Below are 8,540 nucleotides of genomic sequence, written 5' to 3'. Positions count from 1 at the left end.
GTGCTGGATACCGCCGGCTTCGTTGTCTCCCGCGCCCCAAAGGGCCAGTATGCTCCCGCCCTCGCCTATGATGGCACGAGGTTCCTCGTGGTCTGGGAAGACCAGCAGAGCGGCAACAACCCTGACATCTATGGCGCCTGGGTTGTGCCGGGTGACACGATCTACGACGAAGGCTCGGTTGTCCGGCAGGAGGGGATTCAGTGCTGTCTCGCTCTCGCCCGAGGAGTCGGCAGCCAGTTGTTACTTGCCTACCAGGGCTGGGCGGGGACGATCGGATCCAAGACTTACAACACTGACCGGATCTGGGGGGCGATGAACCCGGCGCCGGGTGGCGGGGTGGAGGAGACTCCGAGCGCCGATGCAGGGGAGACGCATGGACTGCCCACCGTGGTTCGCGGCATGCTTTTCATTCCCGAGGCACCTGGGGGTGAGACGCGGTCTCGGAGCCTGATCGATACTGCCGGTCGCAAGGTTCTCGACCTGCACCCGGGACCGAACGATGTCCGGTCTCTCGCACCGGGTGTCTACCTCGTGCGCGAAGGGCAGGGCGGCGACGGGCCGTCAGGCCGGACGCGGAAGGTCGTCATCCAGCGGTAGCGGACACCGAGCCGCCTCGGCGTGCCTCCCGGGTCCAAGCCTGAGAGCCGCACCGGCCTGGACCAAGGGCAGTCGGGAACGACGCTGCCGGAAGCGATCGTTCCACTCTCAACCGCAGGAAGCTCGGTCGCTTTGACTTGGGTAGTACGAGCCGTATAATACTCGCCCTCATGGAAAAGCAACCACAACCAGCCTGTATCGGCATCAGGCGCGAGGATAAGAACGCCTGGGAGCGCCGGTCGCCGCTGATACCCGAACAAGTGGGCCAACTCATCGGCGAGCACGGGCTCTCGTTTGTGGTGCAGCGGTCGGACTTGCGCACGTTCAATGACGCGGAGTTCCGTGAGGTCGGGGCAGAGGTAGGCGAAGACCTGTCCGGATGCCCGGTCGTGCTGGCCATCAAGGAGATTCCCGAGGCCGCGTTCCTGCCCGGGCAGACCTACATCTTCTTCTCCCACGTCATCAAGGGTCAGCATCACAACATGCCGATGCTGCGCCGGATGATGGAGCTGGGTTGCTCGCTCATTGACTACGAGAAGATGACGGACGAGGCGGGAAGACGGCTCGTGTTCTTCGGCCGGTTCGCCGGCATCGCCGGCATGGTGGATACGCTTGCCGGGCTGGGCGAGCGGCTGGAAACGCAGGGAATGCAGACGCCGTTCAGCCGTGTCCGGCTGGCACATGAGTACGGTCGCGTGGACCTGGCGAAAGCGGCGATCGCAGAGGTTGGTCGGGACATCGTGGAGCAGGGCCTGCCTGCCGAGTTGTCTCCCTTCGTCGTCGGCGTCACCGGGTATGGACACGTGGCCAAGGGCACGTGGGAGATGCTCGACTCGCTGGGTGCGACTGAGGTCGAGCCGGTCGACCTGCCCGCACTTGCCGCCAAGGGCGACCGGCACACGGTCTACCGCGTCATGTTTCGCGAGGAGCATTTGGTCGAGCCGAAGGAGATCGGACACCGGTTCGACCTGAAGGAGTACTACGGCCAACCGGAGCTCTACCGCTCGGAGTTCGAGGACCACCTGCCGCACCTGTCGGTGCTGGTCAACTGCATCTACTGGGATGCCCGGTATCCGCGGTTGGTGACGAAAAACTGGCTGAAGCAGGCCTTCGGGGCCGGGCGCAGGCCGAAGCTCGCGGCAATCGGCGACATATCATGCGACATCGACGGCTCGATTGAGGCAACGGTCAAGGCGACCGAGCCGGGCGAGCCGTTCTTTGTTTACGAGCCCGAGACAGGCTCGGTTCGCGACGGCGTCGAGGGCGACGGCATGCTGCTGATGACCGTTGACAACCTGCCGTGTGAGTTGCCGTTCGACTCGTCGCGGGAGTTCGGCGTCGCGCTGATGCCTTTCGTACCGGCGATCGCCCGCGCCGACTTTGGTCGTTCGCTGGAGAAGCTGGACCTGCCCGGACCGATACGCCGGGCGCTGGTTCTGCATCGCGGTCGGCTCACGCCCGGGTTTGAGTACATCCGCAGCTTCGACAGCTTCAAGCAGTAAGGCATACGATGAAGCGCGTATTGCAGCTCGGCGCGGGGATGAGCGCCGGGCCGATGCCGCGATACCTGCTGGAACAACCGGATATCGGCGTGACGATTGCCGACAAGGTCGTCGGCAGCGCGCAGAAGCTGGCCGGCGGCCATGACCGCGCAAAGGGCATCGGGCTCGATGTTGAGGACGAGGCGGCGCTGGACAAGCTCGTCGCCGGTGCGGACCTTGTCGTCAGCCTGTTGCCCTATACCTATCACGTCAAGGTCGCCAATCTCTGTTTGAAGTACCGGAAGCCGTTCGTGACGGCCTCCTACGCCAGCGACGCGATGCGGGCGCTTGACGCGCAGGCGAAGGCGGCCGGCGTCATCTTCCTGAACGAGATCGGCCTCGACCCGGGCATCGACCACATGTCGGCAATGAAGATCATCCACGACGTGCAGAAGGCAGGGGGCACGGTGGCGAGCTTCATGTCCTACTGCGGCGGCTTGCCTGCTCCCGAGGCGAATGACAACCCGCTGGGCTACAAGTTCTCCTGGAGCCCGAAGGGCGTGGTGATGGCGGGCAGAAACGACGCCCGCTATCTCAAGGACGGCAAGGAAGTGTTCATCCCAGGCCCGGACCTGTTCGGCAACCGCTGGCCTTTGAAGGTCGCGGATGGGTTTGAGTTCGAGGCCTACGCTAATCGGAACTCGCTGCCGTACATCGAGACCTACGGCTTGAAGGGCGTTCGGACGATGCTGCGCGGCACCCTGCGCAATCCCGGCTGGTGCGCCACGCTCAAGGCGATTGCCGACCTCGGCGTGCTGAAGGACGATGCGGTCAAGCCGGGCATTGCCGCGCTCACGCCGGCCGGCTGGCTGCGCTCGTTTGTGCCGGGGTCAGGCGGCTTGCGGGTGGACACCGCAACCCGGCTGAATCTCCAACCCGGCGACCCGATCCTCGAGCGGTTCGCCTGGCTGGGGCTCTTCGAAGAAAAGCCCATCGGTCTCGAACAGGGCTCGAACCTCGACATCCTCGCCAAACAGATGCTCGACCGGATGGCCTACAAGCCGGTAGAGCGGGACATGATCGTCCTGCACCACGAGTTCATTGCCGAGAAGCCTCAAGCCTCAAGCCCCAAGCCGCAAGCTGAGAGGATCTACTCTACGCTCATCGCCTTCGGCGAGCCGAACGGCGACTCGTCCATGGCGCGGACGGTAAGCCTGCCGGCGGCGATCGCTGTTAGGATGATCCTACAGGGCGAGCTGAAGCTCACCGGCGTGCAGATACCGGTGCTGCCCGAAATCTACGAGCCGGTCCTCGCCGAACTGGCGCGGCTCGGTATCGAGTGCAAGGAGCGGAAGGTACCGGTCGTTTAGGATATCGTCTGGATGCGACCGGGGCGGCCACGCGCCGCCCCGGTGCTATCTTTCCGATTCGAGTGTAAACTCGAGCAGGCCGAACCAGAAGCCGTCCTGTCGGATATAGTCGATCTCGGTCTGAATCAGGGCGTGGTGGGCTGATTCCATTTCGGCCAGGCGTCTGAAAGCGTCGCGGGCCGGGCCGGCCGGCGCCCTGCCTGACTGTTCTTCGTAGAAGGCCCGGGCGGAGCGCTCGAGCTCGAGAGCGGTGAGGAGGGCATCCAGCTGGTGCTGTCCCCTGGTCCCACGAATCTGCAGTGACTTGTCGGAGAGCCTGGGGACGAGGCGCTCAATGGCTGAGGGCTCGATTGCGGGCGGCGGGCCTTTTGCGGCCTGCCAGGTTTCGAGCAGGCGCATGTGCTCGAACTCGTCGGTCGCCAGCCGGATGAACATCTGCTTGCCCGAGTTGTCGCGGGTCTCCCACGCCAGCCGGAGATATCCGTGCAGGCTCTGTTTTTCTGCTTCGAGTGCGGTGGCGAGAGCGGCGATGGTCTCAGGGTTGGTCATTTCTGACAGGTCTGTAGGAACCCGGTCAGCCTGCGGACGTGCGCCCTTTCTTCTTTGACGAGGGACTCGATCGCCGGTCGGTTCAAGGACGGCACCATGTCCGCAGCCTCAAGGTAGAACACGAGCGTCTCCTTCTCGAATGCCAGGGCGAGCTTGACGGCCTGCGAAGTGCTCTTGGCGTCCCTGGCCAGGCTCAGGGCCTTGTCCCGGCCGAGAAAGTAGCGGGAGTCGGTGACGGATTTCAGGTAGAGCGCGACTTCCTCCCAGTTGGCCGGACTCTCGTCCGCCGCGACCTTGACTGTCTTGGCGATCTCCTCGAAGGTGCGGATGTGTCTGTTCTCCTCGTCGGCCAGGTACGAGAACAAGCCCTTCAAGTTCTCATCCTGCGACTGGCCGGCCACGGTTTCATAGAAGAGCTTGCCGCCCTTCTCGGTTTCAACGGCCATTTCCATTATCTCGGTCGCTGAGTAGGTTATAGGCACATTTCCTCCAGGTTACATCAAGTCACTCTATTGGACAATTCCGAACAGGTCGCAGGTACGCTCCAGCCACGAATCGTAGTCTATCGTTCGGCCCTGTCAAACGGAACGGAGCAGGGTTTGCCCTGCTCCGTTCAAGTCACCGGAACCGGTTACTCGCCGTAGACGATGACCTTGTAGGTCGCGATGATCCCGAGGATGTTCGTGACCTGCTGGTCGATGTGATGGATCTTGGTGATGCCGCCGCGCTCCATCGCTTCCTTCAGGCTGGCGTCGCCGGTGGCCAGGATGCCGAGGATTGAAGTGAACGAGGCCTCGCCCTTCTTCGACATGGAACTGGTGCTCGGTCCCCAGTATGCGACGTCGTTCATCGGTACCTTGGTGTCCTGATACAGGGTGCCGCCGCCGCCGAACGCGATGAACGCGCCGCAGCCGGTCATCATGGTCAAGCAGAGAGCGGCCAGGACCGTCGTTACTACCAGACGCTTCATGGTACGTACCTCCTGTGTAGCGGTCGCTTTAGCTGCAGTCTCCGAGTCCCGCGATGCATCACGGGATGCGAAGCACGCGAGGAATTTAGCCATGCCCAGCCGGAAGTCAAGCACGGATTGTCGCGGACTTCTGGGATTCGACCTGGGCGCTCGGGCGAGATTGGTGTGCCCTGGGCCAGCTCTGTCCCTGCAGCGCCGGAGAGCTTGCGTCGTTGACTATGGGCGGCCAGAGAGGATAATGAGCCGAGTGCCATGGCAACTAACAAAGGAGAGAAGATGAAAACGCTCCGTCTGGTGCTGGCCGTCGCCGCCTTTTTCGTTGCTACGGCAACGGCCCTGCCGACCGGCGCGGGCAGACTGGGCGTCGGACTGATGGCTGGCGAACCCTCCGGCCTCTCCGCCAAGGCCTGGCTCGGCCCGAGCTCGGCGCTTGACGCAGGACTGGGATGGGGGTCTTGGTGGGATGAAGGTCATCTCTACTTCCATGCTGATTTCCTCTACCACCTCAAGAGTCTCGTCCCCGACTCCGAGTTCGGCTCTTTGCCTCCGTACTTCGGTATCGGCGGCCGTGTGAAGCTCGCGGACGAGACCCGCATCGGCGCGCGGATTCCGTTCGGCGTCACCATGCTCTTCGAAGACGTCCCCATCGACTTGTTCCTTGAGGCCGTCCCGGTCGTCAACCTGATACCTAGGCTGTCGGGGGACTGGAACAGCTCAATCGGCTTTCGCTACTACTTCAGCTAGCACCAAGGTTCCGGATGCTGCCGGGGATAGCATGCCTGTCCCTGGTTTTCCTGGCGTCCCTAGTGGCGGCTCGGTCACAGGCGATACGGGTCGCGGCGACGGGACGTCGCCGGCGAATCTCCAGTCGCTGTCAACTGCGGAGGACGCCCATGTGGACACCATCGCTATACCCAGACCCGCGGTGACGTCCTCAAAGCCCAGTGGCGCGATATGGGGTCTACCCGGCGGGCTGCGCAGGGCCATGGCGGAATGCGCCCCGGGCATGCCGTAGCCACGGGCCAAGCCCGACCTTCCATGGAGCTGACCGGTTCCGCGTGGCTGTCAACCGGCCCGCCCGAGCGCTGGCTCTACCCCGTTCCTTGACTTGGTGATGCCACGTCCTATGCTACTAGCCACATGGAAGAACTGACCAAGAAGTCGGCCGCAGAGGCCCTTGTCCGACAATTCCGGACGCAGTTCTGGCAGAAGCAGTATGAGGAGATGGGAACGACCTGGCTGGAGATGGTCGAGGCCGACGTGCCTTTCGAGCAGCTGGTGGAACTGGTCGATTTGACCGATCGGCAAGTCCCGAGGGAGTCCATGGCGCTGATGCTGCAGCTGCTGGCCGACATGGTGCGCGAGCAGGAACGCTATGCTGATGAGCTCGCCATGCTGCGGCGGCAGGCAGCGGTGGCAGCGGGGGATGCGAACCTGGCTCGTACCATCGCCACGTGCGTGAAGCGGCTCCACGCGGACTCCCCGGATATCGAACAGCTGCTGCACAAGTCCGGCCTGGGGTACGGCCAGTCTTTGAAGGATTCGCTGCCCAAGCTTGACCGCTACTTGGCCTTTCTGCCCGGTACGAGGGTTCTCGACGTCGAGCGCGGACCCGGACGGGTCAAGAAGCTCGATCTCCTACTCGACAAAGTCACGGTTGACTTCGACCGCGGGGCTGAACTGGTCTGGGATCTTGGCTCAGCCCAGCGGATCCTCAAGGTGTGCAGGCCGGATGGCTACTATGCCCTGCTCGACAAGAGCCGACAGAAGCTCCTGGACTTGGCTGCCACCCGGCCAGGGCGGGTCGTGGCTCTTCTGCTCCGTGATACCGGCCGGGCGATGTCGGTCCGGGAGTTGCAGGAGGGGTTGGCGCAGGTCGTGGGCAGTGAGGCCTGGGACAGCTTCTGGACCAGGGCGCGCCGCGAACTGGGCAAGGATCCTCACGTTGTCACGAGGACCGTTCCGGCCCGAACATTCCAGTGGGAGGAAACTCCGGCGGCGACGTCTGAGCCCGCGCCCGTCAAAGCAGCGAAGCGGCTCAGGCAGGAAGTCGAGGCCAGTGAGTTGTCCGGCACGGATAGGGGCGGGGTGTTGGAGTCATACTCGAAGCTCGCCACCTTCGCGGAACGGAGGCGCTTCCTGGAGATTCTGCCAGGCGCGCGTCCCGATGATTGGCAGGAGCTCTTTGCGGCTATCTTCGCTACCGGCATGGATGGCCGGGCCCGCGCCGTCATCGAGAAGGAGCTGGCCGCAAAACACCCAGGGCAGTGGCAGGCACTACTTGATGCGACGCTGACCGGATACCGCCAGAGCCCGGAGGCGTTCCTCTGGCTGGTCGGCCACTTCGAGCGGCTCGGCGTGGGCGACCCGAAGAGCATCGTCACCCGTATCCTCGACCTTCTGGAATCGGCCGGCTACAGGCCCTACTGGAGTAAGTTCCGCGCCGCTCTGATTGACGCCGGTTACGGGTTGGTGCAATCAGCGCTGGCGCGGATGGAAGAGGGAGAGGCTGAGCGTCTGCTCGGGCGCGTCGGCAGGGCGCGTATCCTCGACGGCTACGTCGCCGACGAGATCACGCAGCTTGCGGCGACCAGGTTCCCGGGTCTGCGCAAGGGAACTGACGACAACGTCGTGTACACGACAGCACAGGGGCTAGAGAAAGCCAGGGGCGAGCTGCACCATATCTCCGAGAAGGAGATACCGAAGGTCGCTGACGAGATAGCACGAGCGCGGGCCCACGGCGATCTGAGCGAGAACTACGAGTACAAGTCCGCCAAGGAGAAACAGGCCCGGCTGATGGTCAAGGCCAAGCGGCTGCGCGAGGAGATCGCCCGGGCACGGATCGTGGGTCCATCTGACGTCGACACGTCGGAAGTGTCGGTGGGTAGTCGAGTGAGGCTTGACAACGGTGCCGGGAACGTCATGGAGTTCTCCATACTCGGCCCGTGGGATGCCGACCCCGACCAGGGCGTGATTTCCTACCTTTCGCCATTTGCCCAGATTCTGGTTGGTCGCAAGGTCGGCGATGGCGTGGAGATGGATGGCCAGCCGTTCCGCATCGCTGCAATCGAGCCCGGCCTGCCGTCCTGACAGATACGACCTCGCCGAGACCGGAAGACCAGCAGAGAAACCGCCGATGAACGCCGATGGACGCAGACTCCCAAACTCCTGACTCTATGTCGCTTGTACTGAGCGTACAGCCGCCTTCGTATCCGGCTGAGTCGATCACCAGGGCAGCGCGTATACTGCGGGACGGCGGCGTCGCCGTGTTTCCGACGGAGACCGTGTACGGGATCGGGGCGGACATCAGGTGTCCCGAGGCCGTCAGTCGCGTGTTTGCGCTGAAGAAGCGGGACCCATCGCAGCCGCTGATGGCGCATTGCGCTTCGCCCCTGCAGATGCTTGAGTACGTGACTGAAGTTCCGCCATGGGTGCAGCCACTGCTGGGTCAGTTCTGGCCCGGGCCGCTGTCCCTGGTACTCCGTTGCTCCGAGAATGTCCCGTCAGTTGTGACCAGCGGCGGGCAGACCGTCGGTATCAGGATGGTGGCGCATCCGGCCACGCGCGACTTGC

The 8,540-nt window shown here is 63.6% G+C and carries 8 protein-coding genes; 5 read left to right on the top strand and 3 right to left on the bottom strand.

Going from position 1 to position 8,540, the window contains the following annotated elements:
* Nucleotides 1–767 precede the first annotated feature (767 nt).
* Both FJY68_12360 and FJY68_12355 read left to right on the top strand, forming a co-directional pair.
* Nucleotides 768–2,099: a hypothetical protein gene (locus FJY68_12360; protein ID MBM3332617.1), complete on the top strand. Its 1,332-nt coding sequence runs from the start codon at nt 768–770 to the stop codon at nt 2,097–2,099.
* A gap of 8 nt (nt 2,100–2,107) precedes the next feature.
* Nucleotides 2,108–3,448 carry a saccharopine dehydrogenase gene (locus FJY68_12355; GenBank protein MBM3332616.1) on the top strand — a complete coding sequence of 447 codons (1,341 nt, stop codon included), beginning with the start codon at nt 2,108–2,110 and terminating at the stop codon, nt 3,446–3,448.
* Nucleotides 3,449–3,493: 45 nt separating this feature from the next.
* Here the strand turns inward: FJY68_12355 and FJY68_12350 are convergent, their stop codons facing one another.
* The 3 genes from FJY68_12350 to FJY68_12340 form a co-directional block, all read right to left on the bottom strand.
* Nucleotides 3,494–3,997: a rubrerythrin gene (locus tag FJY68_12350; protein ID MBM3332615.1), complete on the bottom strand. Its 504-nt coding sequence runs from the start codon at nt 3,995–3,997 to the stop codon at nt 3,494–3,496.
* Nucleotides 3,994–4,479 carry a hypothetical protein gene (locus FJY68_12345; GenBank protein ID MBM3332614.1) on the bottom strand — a complete coding sequence of 162 codons (486 nt, stop codon included), beginning with the start codon at nt 4,477–4,479 and terminating at the stop codon, nt 3,994–3,996. Before FJY68_12345 ends, FJY68_12350 begins: the two co-directional genes overlap by 4 nt.
* Before the next feature lie 149 nt (nt 4,480–4,628).
* On the bottom strand, nt 4,629–5,060 hold the full coding sequence (locus FJY68_12340; protein ID MBM3332613.1) for a hypothetical protein: 432 nt from the start codon (nt 5,058–5,060) through the stop codon (nt 4,629–4,631).
* Nucleotides 5,061–5,243: 183 nt separating this feature from the next.
* On the opposite strand from FJY68_12340, the gene FJY68_12335 reads away from it, so the two are divergent.
* The 3 genes from FJY68_12335 to FJY68_12325 all read left to right on the top strand — a co-directional run.
* Complete coding sequence (locus tag FJY68_12335; protein ID MBM3332612.1) at nt 5,244–5,711, top strand: hypothetical protein; 468 nt, start codon at nt 5,244–5,246, stop codon at nt 5,709–5,711.
* Nucleotides 5,712–6,107: 396 nt separating this feature from the next.
* Nucleotides 6,108–8,057 carry a hypothetical protein gene (locus FJY68_12330; GenBank protein ID MBM3332611.1) on the top strand — a complete coding sequence of 650 codons (1,950 nt, stop codon included), beginning with the start codon at nt 6,108–6,110 and terminating at the stop codon, nt 8,055–8,057.
* A gap of 56 nt (nt 8,058–8,113) precedes the next feature.
* Nucleotides 8,114–8,540 (top strand): L-threonylcarbamoyladenylate synthase (locus FJY68_12325; GenBank protein MBM3332610.1); only part of this gene is annotated, 427 nt, incomplete at its 3' end.

The organism is candidate division WOR-3 bacterium (assembly GCA_016867815.1).
Taxonomy (GTDB): Bacteria; Hydrothermota; Tepidihabitantia; order Tepidihabitantales; family Tepidihabitantaceae; genus UBA2258.
The sequence above is the reverse complement of the archived record's forward strand: the minus strand, read 5'-3'. Positions and strand labels throughout refer to the sequence as shown.